The organism is Lentzea alba (assembly GCF_047445655.1).
GTDB lineage: Bacteria > Actinomycetota > Actinomycetes > Mycobacteriales > Pseudonocardiaceae > Lentzea > Lentzea alba_A.
Genome location: NZ_JAJAEG010000011.1, coordinates 229,523 through 249,991, shown reverse-complemented (window position 1 = coordinate 249,991; position 20,469 = coordinate 229,523). Strand labels below are relative to the sequence as shown.

At 69.0% G+C, this 20,469-nt stretch carries 11 protein-coding genes and 1 tRNA gene; 6 read left to right on the top strand and 6 right to left on the bottom strand.

Annotation, left to right across the window (positions count from 1 at the left end):
• Window positions 1–11: 11 nt before the first annotated feature.
• The 4 genes from LFM09_RS20395 to ssb all read right to left on the bottom strand — a co-directional run bounded on the left by LFM09_RS20395 (window position 12) and on the right by ssb (window position 12,836).
• Complete coding sequence (locus LFM09_RS20395) at window positions 12–4,949, bottom strand: NAD-glutamate dehydrogenase (RefSeq protein WP_414098079.1); 4,938 nt, start codon at window positions 4,947–4,949, stop codon at window positions 12–14.
• A gap of 417 nt (window positions 4,950–5,366) precedes the next feature.
• Window positions 5,367–10,475, bottom strand: a complete 5,109-nt coding sequence (locus LFM09_RS20390) for a hypothetical protein (protein ID WP_414098078.1) — start codon at window positions 10,473–10,475, stop codon at window positions 5,367–5,369.
• Between the two features lie 18 nt (window positions 10,476–10,493).
• Complete coding sequence (gene ettA / locus LFM09_RS20385; RefSeq protein WP_414098077.1) at window positions 10,494–12,170, bottom strand: energy-dependent translational throttle protein EttA; 1,677 nt, start codon at window positions 12,168–12,170, stop codon at window positions 10,494–10,496.
• 270 nt (window positions 12,171–12,440) lie between these two features.
• Window positions 12,441–12,836 carry a single-stranded DNA-binding protein gene (ssb, locus tag LFM09_RS20380; RefSeq protein ID WP_414098076.1) on the bottom strand — a complete coding sequence of 132 codons (396 nt, stop codon included), beginning with the start codon at window positions 12,834–12,836 and terminating at the stop codon, window positions 12,441–12,443.
• A gap of 252 nt (window positions 12,837–13,088) precedes the next feature.
• Here ssb and LFM09_RS20375 point away from each other — a divergent pair, with 252 nt between their 5' ends.
• Genes LFM09_RS20375 through LFM09_RS20365 form a run of 3 tightly spaced genes read left to right on the top strand, consistent with a single transcriptional unit; the run spans window position 13,089 to window position 15,420 of the window.
• The gene (locus LFM09_RS20375) at window positions 13,089–13,694 is read left to right on the top strand and encodes a TetR/AcrR family transcriptional regulator (RefSeq protein ID WP_414098075.1); all 606 of its coding nucleotides are present in this window, start codon (window positions 13,089–13,091) and stop codon (window positions 13,692–13,694) included.
• Window positions 13,691–14,614, top strand: a complete 924-nt coding sequence (locus LFM09_RS20370) for an ATP-binding cassette domain-containing protein (RefSeq protein ID WP_414098074.1) — start codon at window positions 13,691–13,693, stop codon at window positions 14,612–14,614. The genes LFM09_RS20375 and LFM09_RS20370 overlap by 4 nt, the downstream gene beginning before the upstream one ends.
• Before the next feature lie 8 nt (window positions 14,615–14,622).
• Window positions 14,623–15,420, top strand: coding sequence for an ABC transporter permease (locus LFM09_RS20365; protein ID WP_414098073.1), 798 nt, complete (start codon window positions 14,623–14,625; stop codon window positions 15,418–15,420).
• On the opposite strand, the gene LFM09_RS20360 is transcribed toward LFM09_RS20365, so the two are convergent.
• A complete protein-coding gene (locus LFM09_RS20360; protein WP_414098072.1) occupies window positions 15,417–17,348 on the bottom strand; it encodes a cytochrome c oxidase assembly protein in 1,932 nt (643 codons plus the stop codon). The two genes, LFM09_RS20365 and LFM09_RS20360, sit on opposite strands and share 4 nt — an antisense overlap.
• Before the next feature lie 35 nt (window positions 17,349–17,383).
• Here LFM09_RS20360 and LFM09_RS20355 point away from each other — a divergent pair, with 35 nt between their 5' ends.
• Window positions 17,384–17,902, top strand: a complete 519-nt coding sequence (locus LFM09_RS20355; RefSeq protein ID WP_414098071.1) for a hypothetical protein — start codon at window positions 17,384–17,386, stop codon at window positions 17,900–17,902.
• Here the strand turns inward: LFM09_RS20355 and LFM09_RS20350 are convergent.
• Window positions 17,880–19,043 carry an MFS transporter gene (locus tag LFM09_RS20350; protein WP_414098070.1) on the bottom strand — a complete coding sequence of 388 codons (1,164 nt, stop codon included), beginning with the start codon at window positions 19,041–19,043 and terminating at the stop codon, window positions 17,880–17,882. The two genes, LFM09_RS20355 and LFM09_RS20350, sit on opposite strands and share 23 nt — an antisense overlap.
• Before the next feature lie 73 nt (window positions 19,044–19,116).
• Here LFM09_RS20350 and LFM09_RS20345 point away from each other — a divergent pair, with 73 nt between their 5' ends.
• Together LFM09_RS20345 and LFM09_RS20340 are read left to right on the top strand one after the other, a co-directional pair.
• On the top strand, window positions 19,117–20,196 hold the full coding sequence (locus tag LFM09_RS20345) for a LacI family DNA-binding transcriptional regulator (protein WP_414098069.1): 1,080 nt from the start codon (window positions 19,117–19,119) through the stop codon (window positions 20,194–20,196).
• Between the two features lie 127 nt (window positions 20,197–20,323).
• Window positions 20,324–20,396, top strand: a tRNA-Arg gene (locus LFM09_RS20340).
• Window positions 20,397–20,469: the final 73 nt, after the last annotated feature.

Sequence of the window (20,469 nt, the reverse complement as noted above, 5' to 3'; positions counted from 1 at the left end):
CTCGGCAAGCACTACCTGACCATGCTCCGCACCTGCCGGGCGGCGACCGAGAGGGTCGCCAGGTCCAGCTGGTGCACACGGTTGATCTCGTCCAGCGCGCCGCGCGAGCGAGCCAGGCGGGAAGCGTTGGCCTGCTCCCACTTGGAGATCTTCTCGCTCGCCGTGTCGCCCTCGTCGCTCGCCCTCAGCACGTCGATGGTGATGGCCCGCAGCGACGAGTAGAAGTCGTCGCGGAGAGCCAGCCGGGCCAGGGCGTGCCAGCGGTTGCCGCGTTCCAGGTTCGTCACCGAGTCCAGCATGTGGTCGATGTCGAGGTGGTCGGACAGCGCGAAGTACAGCTCTGCCGTCTCGCGGTGCGTCCGCTCCGGACCCGCGCCGCCGGTCGGGCCGAACTCGCGTTCGGCCAGCTCGGCGATCTCGGTGACGTCGAGCAGGCCGTACATGTAGAGCAGCGCCGCGACCTTGCGGGCGAGCTCGGCGGGGACGCCCTGTTCGACGAACCGGTCCGCCTTGCCGGCGACCACGTCGTACTCCTTGCCCTGCAACAGTTCGAAGGCGAAGGGGCTGAGCTCCTCGACCACGCCGCGGAAGCGGTTGATCGTCGAGCCCACCGCCAGCGGCTGCGGGCGGTTCGACAGCAGCCAGCGGGACGCGCGGTCGAGCAGGCGGCGCGTCTCCAGGACCATGCTGTCCTGGACCTCCGTCGGCACGACGTTGTCCAGCGCCTCGATCTCGCGCCAGATCGACGGCAGGTCGAACACCTGGGTGACCACGGCGTACGCGCGGACCGCGTCGGTGGCCGACGCGCTCATCTCCTCGGCCAGGCGGAAGGCGTACGACACGCCGCCGCCGTCGACGACCTCGTTGACGACGACCGTGGTGATGATCTGCTTCGCCAGCGGGTGGTTCGGGATCTCGGCGCCGAAGCGTTCGCGCAGCAGGCTCGGGAAGTAGTCCGGGAGCTTGCGGGTGAACGTGTCGATCGTCGGGATGTCGCTGGAGAGCAGCTCTTCCTTCAGCGTGAGCTTGGTGAACGCGAGCAGCGTCGCGAGCTCCGGTGAGGTGAGGCCCTCGCCGTTCTTCTCCAGCGCCTTGAACTCCGCCGCGCTCGGCAGCGCCTCCAGCTCGCGGTTGAGCGCACCGCGCTGTTCGAGGTCGGCCGTGAGGCGCGCGTGCACCGACAGCATCGGGCCCGCGTGCGCCCGGCTGACGCCCAGCACGTTGTTCTGCGAGTAGTTGTCCGCCAGCACGAGCTCGCCGACCTCGTCGGTCATCTCGGCGAGGACCTCGTTGCGCTGCTGCTGCTCCACCGAGCCCTCCCGGACCAGGTGGTCCAGCAGGATCTTGATGTTGACCTCGTGGTCGGAGCAGTCGACGCCGGCCGAGTTGTCGAGCGCGTCGGTGTTGACCTTGCCACCGGTGCGCGCGAACTCGATGCGGCCGCGCTGGGTCAGACCCAGGTTGCCGCCCTCGCCCACGACCTTGACCCGCAGGTCGGCGCCGTTGACGCGGATCGAGTCGTTCGCCTTGTCGCCGACGTCGGCGTGCGACTCGGTCGAGGCCTTCACGTACGTGCCGATGCCGCCGTTCCACAGCAGGTCGACCGGCGCCAGCAGGATGGCCTTCTTCAGCTCCGGCGGCGACAGCTTCTCCACGCCCTCGGGGAGCCCCAGCGCGACGCGGGCCTGCTCGGACAGCGGGATCGACTTGGCCGTCAGCGGGAAGATGCCGCCGCCCTCGCTGATCAGCGAGCGGTCGTAGTCGTCCCACGACGAGCGCGGCACGTTGAACAGCCGCACGCGCTCGGCGAACGACGTGTCCGCGACCGGGTTCGGGTCGATGAAGATGTGCCGGTGGTCGAACGCGGCCACGAGCCGGATGTGCTCGGACAGCATCATGCCGTTGCCGAACACGTCACCGGACATGTCGCCGATGCCGACGACGGTGAACTCCTCGGTCTGCGTGTCCACACCGAGCTCGCGGAACGAGCGCTTCACGCTCTCCCACGCGCCCTTGGCCGTGATGCCCATGGCCTTGTGGTCGTAGCCGATCGAGCCACCGGAGGCGAAGGCGTCGCCCAGCCAGAAGCCGTAGCTCTGGCTCACGCCGTTCGCGATGTCGGAGAACGTCGCCGTGCCCTTGTCCGCGGCCACGACCAGGTACGTGTCGTCGGCGTCGTAGCGCACGACCTGTGGCGCGGGCACGACCTCGTTGTTGATCAGGTTGTCGGTGAGGTCGAGCAGGCCCGAGATGAACATCTTGTAGCAGGCGATGCCCTCGGACATGAAGTTCTCGCGGTCGATGCCGGGGTCGCCCGTCGGAGCGATCGGCTTCTTGACGACGAACCCGCCCTTGGCGCCGACCGGCACGATCACCGCGTTCTTGACCGCCTGCGCCTTGACCAGGCCGAGGATCTCCGTGCGGAAGTCCTCGCGGCGGTCGGACCAGCGCAGACCACCACGCGCGACGCTGCCGAAGCGCAGGTGCACGCCCTCGACGCGCGGCGAGTACACGAAGATCTCGAACTTCGGCCGCGGGGCCGGGAGGTCCGGGATCGCCTGCGGGTCGAGCTTCACCGACAGGTACGGACGGGCGTTGCCCTCCGCGTCGCGGAAGAAGTAGTTCGTCCGCAGCGTGGCGTTGATCAACGTGAGCAGGCTGCGCAGAATGCGGTCCGCGTCGAGGCTCGTCACGTCGTCGATCAGCTTGCCGGTCTCGATGACCATGGTCTCGGTGTGCGCGGCGCGCGTGGTGTCGTCCAGTGCCGGGTTGAACCGGGCCTCGAACAACGCGACCAGCGCGATCGCCACCGACGTGTGGCTGAGCACCGCGTCCTCGATGTAGTCCTGCGAGTACGGCGTGCCCGCCTGACGCAGGTACTTCGCGTACGCGCGCAGCATCGCGGCCTGCTGCCAGGTGAGCCCGGCCTGCAGCACCAGCGAGTTGAAGCGGTCGACCTCGGCCTCACCGCGCCACACGGCGGCGAACGCGTTCTGGAACCGCTCGCGCACGTTCTCGAGGTCGGACTCCGAGAGCTGCTCGAGCGCCTTCTGGTCGATGCGCAGGCCGAAGTCGTAGATCCAGCACTGCACGCCGTCTTCGCGAGCGATCTCGTACGGCCGTTCGTCGACCACGATCACGCCCATGCGCTGCAGCATCGGCAGCACGTCGGACAGCGTGATGCCGTCACCGGTCACGAACAGCTTGAACCGCCGCTCGCCGGGCTCGGCGTCCTCCGGCACGTAGAAGACCATGTCGAGGTCGCCCTCGGCGAGCTTCTCGATGCGCCGGTAGTCCTCGAGGCCCGTCGCGGCCGCGAAGTCCTCCTTGTAGGCCTCCGGGAAGACCGAGGCGAACCGCTGCCCCTGCTCCGTGGCCGACTCGGCACCGAGGTCGTCGCCGCCGACGGCTTCGACCATGCGGTCGTCCCAGCTGCGGACGGCCTCGGCCAGCTTGTGCTGGATCGCGACGGTGTCCGGGTCCAGGGTGCGCGCCGGGTCCGTGTGCACCATGAAGTGCACACGGGCGAGCGCGGACTCACCGATGCGCGCGCTGTACTCGAGGTTCAGGCCACCGAGCTCCGCGAGCAGCACCTCCTGCATCGCGAGGCGGCTCGTCGTCGTGTAGCGGTCGCGCGGCAGGTAGACCAGGCACGAGAAGAAACGCCCGAACGGGTCACGCCGCAGGAACAGCCGCAACCGGCGCCGCTCCGCGAGGGCGATGACACCCGTGACGGTCTGGTAGAGCGTGTCACCGTCCACCGAGAACAGCTCGGTGCGCGGGTAGTTCTGGATCACCTCGAGCATCCGCTGCCCCGAGTAGGACTGCAGCGGGAAGCCGGCGCGGTGGATCACATCGCGCACCCGGCGCCCGATCACGGGGATGTCGAGCACGTTCTCGTGCAGCGCCGTCGTGCCGAAGATGCCCAGGAACCGGTGCTCACCGGTGACGTTGCCCTCGGCGTCGAACGTCTTCACGCCCACGTAGTACGGGTACACGCTCCGGTGCACGCTGCTCTGCGCACTCGCCTGCGTGAGCACCAGCAACTCGGGGCTGAGCGCCTGCGCACCGTTGTCCGGCCCGGCGGTGAGGCTGCGCGCCGCGAGGCTGTCCTGCCTGAGCACGCCCAGCCCGCTGGCGAGCACGGCCCGCAGCGCCGGTTCGCCTTCTTCTTTCACCAGCTCGTACTGCCGGTAGCCCATGAACGTGAAGTGCCCGTCCGCCAGCCACTGGAGCAGCTTCGCGCCGTCCGTGGTGGCCTCGGACGAGTCCTTCGCCAGCTCCTCGGCCAGCTGCAACGCCGTGGCGACCATCCGATCGGTGTCCTCGACGACCTCGCGGACGTCGGTCAGCACCGTCAGCAGCCGGGTCTCCAGCTCACGCGCCCGATCGGCGTCGGTGATGAGGTCGACCTCGATGTTCATCCACGACTCCGCCAGCGCATCCGCGGGCGGGTCAGCCGGATCGGCGGTCGGCAACACCTCGGTGCGCTCCCCCGTCACCGGGTCGCGGCGCACGACGACGATCGGGTGCACAACGCGCTGCACCTGCACGCCACCACGCGTGAGCTCGGACGCGACCGAGTCCACGAGGTACGGCATGTCGTCGGTCACAACCTGCACGACGGTGACAGGACACTGCCACCCGTCCTGCGACCGCGTCGGGTTGAGAATGCGCACCGCGGCGCGTCCGGGAACGCGACTCTCGGCGAGCTGGTAGTTCGACCGCACCGCTCCGACCAGGTCCACCGGGTCGTCGTCGTTGACTTCCTCGGCGGGCACATGGCGGTAGAAGAGGCGGATCAGATCAGCGAGTTCGGGGGCATTGGCGGCGGCCCGTTCGATCAGCTCGTCACGGACCTGCTCAGGACTGGCCGGTCGACTCCCATCACCCGCGGTGGGTACCGCGGAGACGTCGTCGGTTCGGGTCGGGGCTCCAGTCGAGGTCATCTTCAGGCGACTCCACGCTATCCGGCACCTCTGTGTGCCGGGTCCGACCCCACCCTAGATGGGGTGGCGGCCGTCACCGGCAACGGGAGGGGCACTGACGGACCACTGAATCGAGGGCTGAATCGAGTCACATCATCAGCGGCTCCAACGCATTCCGCATCGTGGACGCCACGGGATTCCAGCGGGTGTGACGTCCTCCTCACACCCGGCTTTCCCGTGCGTCCGTTGTTCACTCGTCGATCATGGGTTCGGTGTGGCTCGCGCGACTGCCGAACGGGCCGATTCGCTGGATCTCGGCGAGCGGTCCGGGTGCTTCGGTCTCATGGGCTCGACGGTCGCCGAACCGAGCTGGCCGAGGTTCGGTGGTGGCCGAACCCAGGCCGTCACGGCTCGGCGACGGCTGCCGAACCGAGTCCGCTATCCCGGCAGGGTCCAGCCGGCGGGACCGCCCGGACCACCAAAGCCGCCTGGGCCGTTCGAGCCGCCTGGGCCGTCCGGGATGTCCTGCTGGACGCGGCGGATGGGGCCGGTGGTCTCGTTGTCCGGCGCGGCACCGACCGGGACGATCGGGCCGGTCTTCTCCGCCGAGGACTCCGCTCCTAAAGGGGCTTCGTGAGCGGCTTGAGCCGCGCCGAACGGTGCTTTCGAGGCCGGCTGCTCTGGGAGGAAGAACGAATCCTGGCCAGACGACCCCGTTTCCGCGGGCGGCTCGGTGGAGAAGCGCTGGGTACCGAAGGACTGCCCTGGCTGAAAGAACGAGTCCGTGCCCAAACCCGGGGTCTCCCCGGCCGGCTGCTGCGTACCGAACGACGGTCGCGCCGAAAAGTAGGACTCCCCGCCCGGTTGGGCGGGGACGGACGACTCCCCCGCGGGCTGTTGCGAACCGAACGACGGGCCGGTCTGAAGGTACGACTCGCCGCTCGTCGCTTCAGCGGGCTGCTGCGAACCGAAGAACGAGTCCGCGCTCGAGGCCTCCGCAGGAGTCTCCGGGGAGAACTGCCGCGAGCTGGCCGGCTGTTCCGGGAGGAAGAGCGATTCCGAACTGGACGGTGAGGAGTCCGGCGTGGGCTGCGAGCCGAACGACTCGCCTGGGCGAAAGTACGACTCCGAGCCGGAGGTGTCGTCCGCTCCGGTGGGTCGTTCCGGGAGGGCAGGCTGGTCCGGGGTGGGCTCGACCGCAGACCAGTCCGGGGCGGTCAGGTCGGCCGCGCCGAGCTGCTCTTCGTCGGAGCGGCGGCCGGTCTCGTAGGCGACGAGTGCCTCGGCGAGGAGGTCGGCGAGGCTCAGGTCGCTCGGCTTGCGGCGGCTGCTCGGGCGGCCGGAGCGTCCCTCGGGTTCGGCGTTGCCGGTGTCGGACGGACCGTCGGCGTCGGTCGACGTGGCCACATCAGCGGCATCGGACGGCTCGGTGGAGTCGGGCCTCGTGGCGAAGAAGTCGTACGTGGCCGAGTCGGACTCGGCCGGCTGAGCAGCCGGATCACCGGTCGACGCGACGTCCGGGCTCGCACCGAAGCCTGGCTGAGTCGCGGGCGTCGTCAGTTCGGGGCCGGTGGCGAAGTCTGCGTTGGCTGGTGTGGCCGGCTCCGGGTTGGTGCGCGGGGTGCCGAAGGCGGTTTCGCCTGGGGGCAGTTGGACCGGCACCGGGGCGGTGGGGAGGTCGGCGATGTCGTCGTCGACGTCTGCGGAGCTCAGGAAGGTGCTCGACATCAGGTCCGGTTCCGGCGCCTGCGGGATCTCGTCCGGGACCGGCACCGACGGGACCGGGTCCGGGAGGGGCGGCAGGGGTTTGTGCTCGGGTTCCGGGTCCGGGGCCGGCTTCGGCGGGGTGGGCTTGGCCGGGTCGGGCTGTTCCACGGGGTCCGGGGTCGGGATCGACGCGTCCGGGCGCGGCTGGGACTTCGGGGTGCTGAAGTCGAGCGAGCTGAAGTCCAGGTCGGGGAGCTTGCGCTCGTCCGGGTCTGGTTCGGGCGTGGGGAAGCCCCCGGCCGGGGTGTAAAGCGGGTAGGCCGGGTCCGGGTCGTCCAGGTGCGGGCCGAAGTCCGGGGCCGCCGGCGGGCGGGAGAACGCCGCAGCCAGGCCCGAGCGGGTCGGGCGGTCGGGCATGTCCGGGGAGGCCGGGCCGCTCGGGTCCGCGAAGTGGTTCGGGCCGTCGGGACGGTCGCCTGACGAGCGCGTATCCGCCGAGTAGCCCTGCGTGGCGCGGGAGTCGGAACGGGTCGCGGCCGAACCTGCCGGGTCGGCGAAGTAATCCTGGCCGTCACCCGACGAGCGCGCGTCGGCAGAGAAGCCCTGCGAAGCGCGAGACTCCGAACGAGCCGAGCCCGCACCCGCCGAGTCGGCGAAGTAATCCTGGCCGTCACCCGACGAGCGCGCATCGGCCGAAAAGCCCTGCGAAGCGCGAGACTCCGAACGAGCCGAGCCCGCACCCGCCGAGTCGGCGAAGTAATCCTGGCCGTCACCCGACGAGCGCGCATCGGCCGAAAAGCCCTGCGAAGCGCGAGACTCCGAACGAGCCGAGCCCGCACCCGCCGAGTCGGCGAAGTAATCCTGGCCGTCACCCGACGAGCGCGCATCGGCCGAAAAGCCCTGCGAAGCGCGAGACTCCGAACGAGCCGAGCCCGCACCCGCCGAGTCGGCGAAGTAATCCTGGCCGTCACCCGACGAGCGCGCATCGGCCGAAAAGCCCTGCGAAGCGCGAGACTCCGAACGAGCCGAGCCCGCACCCGCCGAGTCGGCGAAGTAATCCTGGCCGTCACCCGACGAGCGCGCATCGGCCGAAAAGCCCTGCGAAGCGCGAGACTCCGAACGAGCCGAGCCCGCACCCGCCGAGTCGGCGAAGTAATCCGGGCCGTCACCCGACGAGCGCGCATCGGCCGAAAAGCCCTGCGAAGCGCGAGACTCCGAACGAGCCGAGCCCGCACCCGCCGAGTCGGCGAAGTAATCCGGGCCGTCACCCGACGAGCGCGCATCGGCCGAAAAGCCCTGCGAAGCGCGAGACTCCGAACGAGCCGAGCCCGCACCCGCCGAGTCGGCGAAGTAATCCGGGCCGTCACCCGACGAGCGCGCATCGGCCGAAAAGCCCTGCGAAGCGCGAGACTCCGAACGAGGCGCGCCCGAGCCCATCGCGTCGGCGAAGTAATCCGAGCCGTCAGCCGACGAGCGCCTGTCTGCCGAGAGGTCTTGTGGCGCGGACAGATCGGCGTCCCTGGCCGTGAGGTCGGCGTGGAAGCTCGGGTTGCCGCCGGACGTGCGTGGGGTCGCCAGGAAGTCTTGCGATGGTGGGGAGTCCGGGGTGGCGGAGTAGTTCGCGTCGCCGGACGGGTGCGAGCCGGTCGAGAAGTCTTGGGATGTCGGGGAGTCCGCAGGGGTGGTGAAGAAGGTTTGCGGGGTGGCCTGGGGCTCGTCGTCGTTGCGGAGGCGGGATGGGGGTTCTACGCGCCACGACGGGGTTTCGGGCTGGGTGTCGGTGTCCCTGGCTCGACGGCGGCCTCCTGCTCGCAGGCCTTGGGCCTTGAGCATTTCGAGCACGCTTTCCGGCTGGGCGCTGGAGGATTCGCGGGCGGTGGCTTCGGCGCGCGCTGCCTCATCGCGGGCTGCGGCTTCGGCGCGCGCTGCCTCCTGGCGGGCGGCGGCTTCTCGCGCCGTTTCTTGGAACGCTGCCTCGTGGCGCGCCAGCTCCTGGCGCGCGGCCTCCTGGCGCGCGGCTTCGCGGCGGGCTGCCTCTTCGCGTTCTGCGGCTCGGCGGGCTGCTTCCTGGCGAGCCGCTTCCTGGCGCGCGGCTTCTTGCCTGGCGGCCTCTTCGCGCGCGGCTTCTTGGCGGGCCGCTTCTTCGGCCGCTTGCGCTTCGCGTTCGGCTTGGGCCCGTTGTTCGGCTCGGGCTTGGCGTTCGGCCTCGATTTGGCGACGGGCCTCGCGTTGCAGCTCCATGAGCTGTTGCTCGACCTTGCGCTTGCGTTCCTGGTCCGCGGTCAGCTCTGCGGGCTGCGGTTCGGGGGACGCTGGGCCCGCGGGCGGGGGTGTTGGGAGGTCGGTGGGCTGGTCGTCGTCGATTTCGCCGGCGGCCACGCGGGCGGCTCGGCGGCGGCCGCTGACCATGGCGCCTGCCGAGGCGATCAGGCCTGAGGCCGGGACGGTGCGGTCTGAGGGAGTGTGAGGCACAGGAGGTGGGGGCTCGATCGGGTCTGGGGATTTGTCGTCCGGCTCGCCGAACGGTTGGACCATGCGCCAACGGTCGGCGGCGTGCTGGCGTGCCGCTGACAGACCCTCCACGGTCATGTCTTCGGCAGCTCGGCGTACTCGCTTGACCTTCAGGCTGTCGCTGTCGCCCTTGCGCACCTGGACGGGGCGCCATTGGCGGAGTTGTTGTTTCAGGGCGGCGGTCAGGATGCCGTCCGTGACGATCGGCATGCCCTCCACCGGGCGGAGCAGGTCGGCTAGTTGCTGGTGCAGGTCCGCCGGTTGGCGGTGGACGCCGGAGAACTCCGCGGCGAGTCTGGCGCGGACCGCGTAGACGGCGCGGGCTCTGCGGCGTTCGGCTGCGTGGGCGGCACGGAGGTTCGTCAGGGCGTCGGCCAGCTCGCCGGAGACCTCGTGCACGTGGGCCAGCGCGAGCAGGCTTTCGGCGAGCAGGGTGTCCAGCTGGTGGCGTTCGGCGCTGGCCGCGGCGTCGCGCAGCATTTCGCGGGCCAGGACCACGCGGCCCGCGGGCAGGTGCACGCGCGTGGCCAGAGCCAGGCGGAGCCAGCCCGTCGTGGAGGCCGACGGAGCGCGCACCGGGCGGTCGAGCATCGGGGTGCCGATCTCGCTCGCCTCGTTCAGGCGGTTCGCGTCCATCAACGCCAGCGCCAGTTCCAGCGTCAGGCGGCCCAGGCCCTGGCCGCTGTCCGCGGCCGGGTCGGTGAACCGGCTGAGCAGGTCCAGGCCTTCGCGGGCGGCGCCGATGGCTGCGGCGATGTCGCCCCAGCGCCGGTGCTGGGCGGCTTGGACCGCGCGGATCAGGCCGCGCAGCAGGAGTCTGGTGTCCTCGTCCAGCGACGGGTCCGCCACGTAGAGCTGGTCGGCCTCGGCCAGCGCGCGAGTGGGCTCATCGCCGCGGCCGACCGTGACGAGGCATTCGCTGGCTTGCACCAGGGCCGAGGCCCGCAGTTCCGCCGGCACCTCCGGGGCTTCGAGCACCGGGGTCACCGCGGCGAAGCCCGTCAGCGGGGCACCCACGGACCGCGCGCACGCCGCGAGTTCGACTCGCAGCAGCCACGCGGTCTCGTGTTCTCCAGCGGCTTCCGCTGCTTTCAGGGCGTCGATGGCCCTGTCGGCGATGCGGACACCGCGGCCCACGCGGTTGCCCGCGAAGACCACCAGGGCTTCGGCACGGAGCCGGTCGGCCTCGTCGTGACGGGCGGAGGCGAGCGCAAGTGCGCGCTCACCGAGCACCAGAGCGAGCTCCGGTGCCCGCCAACGCAGCCGCCAGGCGGGCACGACCAGCGTGCTCACCTCGACGTTCGCCTGCGTCTCGCCCCTCGCCGCCACGACGTCGCCGTTGCCCTCTCAGTCCCGTGTCAGCTTGCGGTACGTGACACGGTGCGGCCTCGCGGCCTCGGCACCCAGGCGCTCGAGCTTGTTCTTCTCGTAACCCTCGAAGTTGCCCTCGAACCAGTACCACTTCGACGGGTCCTCGTCCGTGCCCTCCCACGCGAGGATGTGCGTGGCGACGCGGTCGAGGAACCACCGGTCGTGCGAGATCACGACGGCACAGCCGGGGAACTGCTCGAGAGCGTTCTCCAGCGAGCCCAGGGTCTCGACGTCCAGGTCGTTCGTCGGCTCGTCCAGCAGGATCAGGTTGCCGCCGAGCTTCAGCGTGAGCGCGAGGTTCAGGCGGTTGCGCTCACCACCCGACAGCACGCCCGCGGGCTTCTGCTGGTCCGGACCCTTGAAGCCGAACGCGCTGACGTACGCGCGCGACGGCATCTCGACGTTGCCGACGTGGATGTAGTCGAGTCCGCCGGACACGACCTCCCACACGTTCTTCTTCGGGTCGATGCCGCCGCGGTTCTGGTCGACGTAGGACAGCAGCACCGTCTCGCCGACCTTCACCTCGCCGGCGTCCGGCTGCTCGAGACCGACGATGGTCTTGAACAGCGTGGTCTTGCCGACACCGTTCGGGCCGATGACGCCCACGATGCCGTTGCGCGGCAACGTGAACGACAGGCCGTCGATCAGCACGCGGTCGCCGAAGCCCTTCTTCAGCTTGTCGACCTCGACCACGACGTTGCCCAGACGCGGGCCCGGCGGGATCTGGATCTCCTCGAAGTCGAGCTTGCGGGTCTTCTCCGCCTCAGCCGCCATCTCCTCGTAGCGGTCGAGACGGGCCTTCGACTTGGCCTGGCGGGCCTTGGCGCCGGAGCGAACCCATTCGAGCTCGTCCTTGAGGCGCTTCTGCAGCTTCTGGTCCTTCTTGCCCTGGACCGCGAGACGCTCGGCCTTCTTCTCCAGGTAGGTGGAGTAGTTGCCCTCGTACGGGTGGGTCCGGCCGCGGTCGATCTCGAGGATCCACTCGGCCAGGTTGTCCAGGAAGTACCGGTCGTGGGTCACGGCGAGCACGGCGCCGGCGTACTGCGCGAGGTGCTGCTCCAGCCACAGGACGCTCTCCGCGTCCAGGTGGTTGGTGGGCTCGTCGAGCAGCAGCAGGTCGGGCTTGCTCAGCAGCAGCTTGCACAGCGCGACACGGCGGCGCTCACCACCGGAGAGCTTGGTGACGTCGGCGTCCGGAGGCGGGCAGCGCAGGGCGTCCATCGCCTGCTCCAGCTGGGAGTCGAGGTCCCACGCGTCGGCGTGGTCGAGCTCCTCCTGGAGCTTGCCCATCTCCTCCATCAGCTCGTCGCTGTAGTCGGTCGCCATCAGCTCGGCGATCTCGTTGAAGCGGTCCAGCTTCACCTTGATCTCGCCCAGGCCCTCCTGGACGTTGCCGAGGACGGTCTTCTCCTCGTTGAGCGGCGGCTCCTGCTGCAGGATTCCCACGGTGTAACCGGGAGACAGGTACGCCTCGCCGTTGTTGGGCTGGTCCAACCCCGCCATGATCTTGAGCACGCTCGACTTGCCGGCGCCGTTGGGACCGACCACACCGATCTTCGCGCCGGGGTAGAACATGATCGTGACGTCATCGAGGATGACCTTGTCACCGTGCGCCTTGCGCACCTTTTTCATGGTGTAGATGAACTCGGCCATGGCGGCGATCGTAGAGCGGTGCTCAGAGGCTCCTGACCTCGGTCGCCGACTAGCAGGCGTCCACCCCCGGATCGAGCGTCACGCGACTCGGTGACCAGCCCGTTCCGTTCGAACGTGAACGACTCTCGGCGATCGGTCCTCATCGGCTCCGATCTACGAGCTTCCCTCCTTCTTGGTTCGCGGTGCGTACATCTTCTCCGGCGGCGCTCCCGGATCGGGTGGGTTCCCGAACTCCGGGCACTCGTTTGCCCCGAACGGCGCAAGTCCGTGTCAGAAGGGGACCGCCTCTTCGGCGAGATCTTCGCCGACCCGCGGTTCAACGACGGGAGCGGACCCCAGTGACTGCACACGACTCAGATCCAGCCCGACGTGTAGTGCGTCCAGACTGATCGACGGTCGTTTCACGTCGTCCTTCTCGTAGTAGCGCATGCGCAGCTTGCCCTGGACGATCACGGGATCACCCTTGGACAGCGTGGTCTTGACGCTGTCGGCGAGCTTGCGCCAGCAGGAGACGCCGAGCCACACGGTCTCGCCGTCCTCCCAGTTGCCCATCGACGTGTTGTAACGGCGTTCGGTCGACGCGATGCGGAAGTACGCGTTCGTCTTGCCGTCCTCGCCGTGCTTGTACGTGATGTCGCCGGTGACGGTGCCAACAACGGTGATCACGGTGGAATTCCAGGACATCGGGTTCGCCTCCAGGTCGCGGGGTGCTGGTCCAGGTTGCTCCGGGGGCAGGAGGGGTGGGCGGGGTGGACCGCGATCTGTGGGTTACTCGCGGGTTGTGGACAGGTCGCGATCTTCGAGCACCTCGAACCGCGGAATTGTCGGACCTGTGTGCTAGTGCGGCGCTTGAGCGAGACGAATGAGTGAGCGCCCACTCATTGACATGAGTGAGTGCTCACTCATACAGTTGCGGACGTGTCACAGGAACCACGCCGCCGCCGCGCCCCCGCGATGAGCCCGGAAGATCGCCGCGAAGCGATCGTCCAGGCCACGCTGCCGCTCGTCGTGAAGGCAGGCGCGAACGTCACCACCAGCCAGATCGCGACCGCCGCCGGCATCGCGGAAGGCACGGTCTTCCGCGTCTTCAAAGACAAGGCGGAACTGCTCGACGCGTGCATCCAGCGCGCACTGCACTCCGACGAAGAGGTCGCACGCCTCGAAGCGATCCCGGCCGACGTGCCGCTGGAGGAACGTCTGACCGCGGGTGTCGCCACGTTCAGCGGCTACCTCGACCGCATGTGGGGCGTCATCGGCGCCCTGCGCGAGTCCGGCTACCAGCCGCGCGACGAGGACCACAAGAAGCACAAGGGACCGCCGATCGGCATGCAGCAGCTGTCCGAGGCCGTCGCCGGCCTGTTCGGCGACGCGGAGCTGCAGGTCAGCCCCGATCTCGCCGCGCGCATGCTGCTCGGCGCCGTCTTCACGAACCGCATGGGCTCGGGCTTCGGCCAGACCGCCGCCGAACCCGCCACCATCGTCGATCTTTTCCTGCACGGCGCGCTCAAAGGGGGAAACAGATGAGTGAGCTCATGATCGAAGCCACCGACGTGAGCAAGAAGTTCGGTGACGTGCACGCGCTCGACGGCGTGAGCGTCACCGCGAAGAAGGGCTCCGTCCTCGGTCTGCTCGGCCACAACGGCGCAGGCAAGACCACGCTGGTCAACATCCTCACGACGATGCTGCCGCTGTCCGGTGGCAGCGCGCGGGTCGCCGGTTTCGACGTCGTCAAGCAGGGCCACGAGGTCCGCAGCCGCATCGGCCTGACCGGCCAGTTCGCCGCCGTGGACGAGCAGCTCAGCGGCCACGACAACCTCGTGCTGATCGCCCGCCTGCTGGGCGCCAGCCGCACGCAGGCCCACCAGCGCGCCGACGACCTGCTGGAGCAGTTCGACCTCACCGACGCCGCCAAGCGCAACGCCAAGACCTACTCCGGCGGCATGCGGCGCCGCCTCGACCTGGCCGCGTCCCTGGTCGGCAACCCCGAGGTGCTGTTCCTGGACGAGCCGACCACCGGCCTCGACCCGGCCAGCCGCCTCGCGATGTGGGAGATCGTGGAGAAGCTCGTCGCGGACGGCACGACCGTGCTGCTCACGACGCAGTACCTGGACGAGGCCGACCGGCTCGCCGACTCGATCACCGTGCTGTCCCACGGAAAGGTCGTCGCGTCCGGCACGTCCGCCGAGCTGAAGGCCCAGGTCGGCCAGCGCACGGTGACCGTGGCGCTCGACTCGGCGTCCGATGTGGACACCGCGCTGAAGGCGATCAACGCGGTGGGGCTCCACCCCGTTGCGGAAGGGCTCACGCTGACCACGCCCGTCAGTGCATCACGCGACCTTGCAACGGTCGTGCGTGCGTTGGACGACAACGGCTTGGAGGCGCACGAGATCGGCCTCAAAGAGCCCACTTTGGACGACGTCTACCTCACTCTCGCCGCGAACTAGGGGGAATCATGGCGACCTTGACCTGGCACGGCAGCAGCTACCCGACACAGGTACTGGTGCTCACCGGCCGTTCATTAAGAGCTTTGCTGCGCACGCCCGCACTCGTCTTCTTCAGCGTGCTGCAGCCGTTGATCATGCTGACGCTGTTCAGCCAGATCTTCAGCAGCATCACGTCGACGGCGAACTTCCCGCCGGGCATGACCTACATCAACTTCCTGCTGCCCGCGATCCTCGTGAACACCGCGATGCAGTCCTCTCTCGCGTCCGGCATCGGACTCGTGCAGGACATGTCGAACGGTGTGCTCGCACGGTTCCGTTCGCTGCCCATCAGGCCGAGCACGGTTCTGTTGGCGCGCAACCTTTCCGACGCGGTCAGGACGGCGTTCCAGCTGCTGCTGATGATCGCGTTCGGCGTGCTGGTGTTCGGCTTCCGGCCTGACGGCGGCATGCTCGGCACGCTCGCGGCACTGGGCCTCGCGCTGATCGTCGGATGGGCGCTGAGCTGGGTGTTCATCGCGATCGCCGCGTGGGTGCGCAAGGCCGAGCTGATGCAGACCGTCGGCTTCCTGGCGATGTTCCCGCTGATGTTCGCGTCCAGCGCGTTCGTGCCGGTCAACGGCCTGCCGGGCTGGCTGCAGGCGATCGCGAAGATCAACCCGCTGACCTACGCGGTCGACGCCGCCCGCAGCCTGGCGCTCGCCCACCCCGTCACCGGAGTGGTCGGCGCGCTGGCCACGAGCGGCGCGATCGCCGTGATCGGCGCTTTCTTCGCGGTCCGCGGCTTCCGCCGACCGCTGTCGATCTAGTCCTTACCGGCCATCTTCCGCAGCATCGCGTTGTAGGCCTCGAGGTCGGCGTCGCCATCGGCGTCGGCCTTGCGGTCCAACCGCTTCGCTTCACGGGAGTCCTGCCGCGCCCATTGCGTGAGCAGGGCGACCATCACCACCAGCAACGGGATCTCCCCCGCCGCCCAGGCGATGCCGCCACCGAGTCGCTGGTCCTCCAACAGGTTCTGCACCCACGGCAGCGCCAGCCCGCGGTAGAACTGCTCGCCGATGACGTTCGCGGAGCTCATCAGCACGACGCCGAAGAACGCGTGGAATGGGATCGACGCGAACAACAGCCCCAGCCGGCCGAGTGGCGGCAGCTTGTTCGGTGACGGGTCAACGCCGATCACGGGCCAGTAGAAAACGTACCCGGCGAGGATGAAGTGGGCGTTCATCGCGAGGTGCGCCCAGTGGTACGGCAGCGCGGCCTCGAACAGCCCCGAGAAGTACAGCGCGTAGAAGGAGCCGACGAACAACCCCAGCGCCACGAACGGGTTCGTCAGCACGCGCGCGACGGGTGAGTGCACAAACGCCAGCACCCACTCTCGCGGCCCCGGCACCTCTTTGTTGACGGGCAACGCGCGCAACGCCAGCGTGACCGGTCCACCGAGGACGAACAGGATCGGCGTCAGCATGGACAGCACCATGTGCGCTTCCATGTGCACGCTGAACATCGCCGGCGAGTACCGCCCCATGCCCGACGACGTGGCGAACAAGAGAGAGAAGCAGCCGCACAGCCACGCGACCGTGCGCCCGACCGGCCACTTGTCACCGCGCTTGGTGAGCCTCCGCACGCCCAGGACGTACAGCGCTGCCAGGATGATCGCCGCCGTGCCGTAGATCAGGTCGAAACGCCAGTCGAACAGGATCCGCGCGAGCGTGGGCGGCCCGTCGAGGTCGTAGCCGATCGCGATCTCCGTGCGGCTGGGCAGCTCGACGTTGCCCGTCGGAGGAGGCGTCCGGGCGAGCGCCACGGCCAGGCCGATCGTGAACATCATCAGCAGGACTTCGAGGCCCGCGAGCTTGAGCAACGCGTGCGGCCTGCCGTCGACCACGCCCTTCACGCCGCGTTCGCGCTGGAAGTAGCCGAACACGCCGAGCAGCAGCAGACAGGCCAGTTTGCCGAGCGTCAGCCAGCCGTAGGTCGATGTGACGAGGTCGACCGGTGTCACGCGCACGAGCGCGTTCACCACACCCGAGATGGCCATCACGATCCAGCAGACCAGCGCCAGCTTCGAGAACCTCGTCGTGGCGAGGGGCAGGTGCGCACCACCACGCCTGCCGTGCGCGAGCAACGCGATGAGGCCACCCACCCACAACACGGCGGCGATGAGGTGGAACAAGAGACTGTTCGTCGCCATGTCGTGCGAGCCGCCCGACGACGAGTGGCCCGTTACCGCGACCGGTACCAACGCGAAGATCGCCAGGAACAGCAGGACCGTCGTCCACGCCCACGACAGCACGAGCCGGCAGCCCAGTGCGAGCAAGCTCACGATGATGGCCGTCAGCAGCCACGCCTTGGACTGCTCCAGCAGCATCGCCGTCGCGATCATCTGGCTGAAGTTGAACGAGCTGACCGGCCGGTCGATCGCCGCCGCCGTGGTGAACGGCACGGACAGAACCGCGCCCACGAGCCACACGAGCGCGAACCAGCCTGCGGTGCGCATCGCGGCGTAACCGTCTGCTGCGAGATTGCCGGACTTCTGCGGTGGCACGAGGAACGCCGCCAACAGCAACGAGCCGATGGTCACCACTGCGCCTGTCTCGGTGAGCACGCGCACGATGAGCAGCCCAGCCGGAGGGTTGCCCGAGAGTGCGCTGAACGCAACGGCGACCAGGGCCGCTATCGCGAAGCCGATGACGACGAGGGGCACCAATCCCGTTCTGGTGGAGCGTTCGATTGCCACGCCCCGGAGCCTACGACCCTCTAGTGTTGCGCCGTGTGAGCCGTTCTCTTCTTCTGTTCGTCGCCCTGCTGCTCGTGAGCGGCTGTTCGTACAGCATCCAGGGCTCGCCTGTGGCAGAACCGTTGCCACCAGGACCGGCCATCGCGACCCCACGCAAGACCGCGAACGTCGACCCGTGCGTGCTCGTCACGGAGAAGGACCTCAAGCCTGTCGGCACGCTCAAGTTCAGGCCCGCGCCGCGTGCCGAGATGGCCAACTCGTGCCTCTACATGCTGAACGAGAACGCCTACGTGCTCGCTGCGGTCCCGTACCGCTCCTTCGACGAGTCGAAGGAGAAGCAGAAGGACGGACGCGAGGTCCAGACCGGCAAGCACGCCACGTGGCTCAGCTGCGGCCAGGAGAAAGAGGACATGGTGTGCACGGCCACGATCGCCGTGTCGCGCAACGAGTCGTTGATGGTCGCGATCGGCATGCGCGGCGCGGCCGAGGCCAAGGCCCGTGACGCCCTGGAGCCGATCGCCAGGGAAGCGCTCAAACGCGTACCGGCTGCCTAGCCGCGCGCCGGGCCAGCCAGGTCGCCGGGATGATCAGCGCGGTGACCAGCGCCACGAACCCGAGCGACACGACCAGCGAGCTCACGTGCGCGAGCCCGCCCACGATCGGCGGCCCGGCGAGGAACCCCGTGTAGGCGATCGTCGTCACCAGGCCCAGCTCGCGTTCGCCACCGCTGCCGTCCGCACGCTTGCCGGTCTCGCTCGCCAGGTCCATGACCACGGGGAACGAGAACGCGAGCCCGAGCCCGGCAAGGCCGAAGCCCAGGTAGCCGGCCGCGGGGAACGGCACCGCGACCGTGATGGCCAGACCTGTCGCGGCCAGGCCACCGCCCGTGGCGAGCAGCCGGTGCGGGCCGAGGAAGCGCTGGATCGGCTCACCGAACCACCGTGCGAGCGCCATCGTGATGGAGAAGCCCGCATAGGCGTATGCACCCGCCGCGTCACCCATGCCGCGCTCACGCACCATGAACAACGCCGACCAGTCCGCCGCCGCCCCTTCCGCGATGGCACTGCACAGCGCGACGCTCGCCAACAGCCAGAGAACCGGGCTCTTGAGGACGTTGGAGCGTTCGGTGACTTCTTCCCTGTGCCGCTCCCCTACTCCTCCGGGGATCTTCTTCGCGATGAGCGCCGTGATGATGAGGCCCACGATCGCTGCTGCGATGAAGTGCTTCATGGGCTCCCACTGCGCCTGAGCTGCCGCTGCGCTGCCGAGCGACCCGACGAGACCGCCGAAGCTGAAGCCGGCGTGGAACTGCGGCATCAACGGCCGTCGCAGGTCACGGACGACGACGACCGCCGCGACGTTCATCGACACATCCATCGCCGCCACACTCGCGCCCAGTGCGATCAGCGTCAGGCCGAACTGCACCGGTGACTGCGATAGCGCGAGCACTGGCAGAAGCAACGGACTGATGATGCTGCTCGCTATCAGAACCCCTCGCGACCCGTGAACCGCACAGATCCGGGCAGCCAACGGTGCAGTGAAGGCCAGTCCGACGCTCGCCCCGAGCAACGCCAGGCCGAGGCTGCCCTCCTCGGCACCGATCTGCGTGGCGAGCGCGGGCACGCGGGCGGCCCAGGTGCCGAAGACGGCGCCGTTCAACAGGAAGACGACGAACGTGGCCAGGCGTGGGGACATGCGTTCCAGAATGACTGAAGCGCTTCAGTCGCGCCAGCGTTTTCTGTCGGCCCCCTCGCCTACGATGCTGTTCGTGGACTCCGATCGCCGACGCAGGCCGACGCTGGACACCGTCGCCGCCGCGGTCGGGGTTTCCAGGGCAACCGTGTCCAACGCGTACAACCGGCCCGACCAGCTGTCGTCGTCGTTGCGCGAACGCATCCTCGAGACGGCACGCTCTCTGGGCTATGCAGGCCCGGATCCCGTTGCGCGCTCACTGGCCACACGGTCGTCGGCGGCCGTGGGTTTCATGCTGCCCCAGGGGTTGCGCGGGGCGTTCACGGATCCGGCGCTGTCGATCGTGCTGGACGGGCTCGCGTCGACCGTCGACGGCCACGACCACAGCCTCGTGCTGATGCCCGGTGACGCCACGGGCGGTCCGCGGCCATCGATCGTGACGCGCGCACAGGCCGACGTGATGGTGGCGTACTCGCTGCCGGACACGGCGCCGGCCCTGGACGCGGTAGCCGCCCGCGGGCTGCCCCTGGTCGTGATCGACCAGCCCGTACTGCCGGGTTCCGCGCGGGTCGAGGTGCAGGACTACCTGGGCGCGTCACTTGCCGCGTCGTGCCTGCTCGGGCTCGGGCACTCCTCGTTCGGCGTCCTGACCTTCTCGCTGCACCCGGACGGAGTATCCGGACCGGTTTCCTCCGAGCGCCGTTCGGACGTGCCGTTCCGCGTGAGCCGCGACCGCCTGGGCGGCTACCTCGACACTTTGGAAAAAGCCGGGGTACAACCGGACAATGTTCCGGTGTGGGAGACGCGCGGCAGTGATCGCGAACTCGGACGCCTCGGCGCGCGGTGGTTGCTCACCCGCACGCCACGCCCGAGCGCTCTGCTGTGCGCGTCGGACCAACTGGCCTTCGGCGCCCTGCAAGCCGCCCGCGACCTGGGCTTGACCGTCCCCCGGGATGTTTCCGTCGTCGGCTTCGACGACGTCCCCGAGGCGGCCTACAGCGACCCGCCGCTGACTACGGTGCGTCAACCCCTGGCCGAGAAGGGCCGCCGCGCCGGCGAACTGGCGCTGAAATTACTGGCCGGAGGCAGACCGCCGAGGCCGACGAGACTCGACGTTTCCCTCGTGGAGAGAGCTTCGACGGCCTCTCGAACGTGATAAGCGTCACGTTTAGACTGTTTTGATCACCCGTTTGGACGTAAGGGCGAAACGGTCGATCGACTCCGGACGATGTGTCCGGTGGGGGCACCGGCGACCACACATCGTGGCCGCTCCGGACTCCCGAGCCTCCGTAGCTCAGTGGAGAGAGCGAGGGACTTCTAATCCCGAGGTCGCAGGTTCGAATCCTGCCGGGGGCGCTCCACAACCACCTCTGACCACCACAAGGTCGTCCGAGGTGGTTTTTTCATGCCCAGAGCCGGACAGCGCGAC

What these genes read in the sequence shown, in the direction of transcription:
- LFM09_RS20395 (WP_414098079.1), bottom strand. Translation starts at nt 4,949, where the DNA reads ATGACCTCGACTGGAGCCCCGACCCGAACCGACGACGTCTCCGCGGTA.
- ettA (WP_414098077.1), bottom strand. Translation starts at nt 12,170, where the DNA reads ATGGCCGAGTTCATCTACACCATGAAAAAGGTGCGCAAGGCGCACGGT.
- LFM09_RS20370 (WP_414098074.1), top strand. Translation starts at nt 13,691, where the DNA reads ATGAGTGAGCTCATGATCGAAGCCACCGACGTGAGCAAGAAGTTCGGT.
- LFM09_RS20365 (WP_414098073.1), top strand. Translation starts at nt 14,623, where the DNA reads ATGGCGACCTTGACCTGGCACGGCAGCAGCTACCCGACACAGGTACTG.
- LFM09_RS20350 (WP_414098070.1), bottom strand. Translation starts at nt 19,043, where the DNA reads ATGTCCCCACGCCTGGCCACGTTCGTCGTCTTCCTGTTGAACGGCGCC.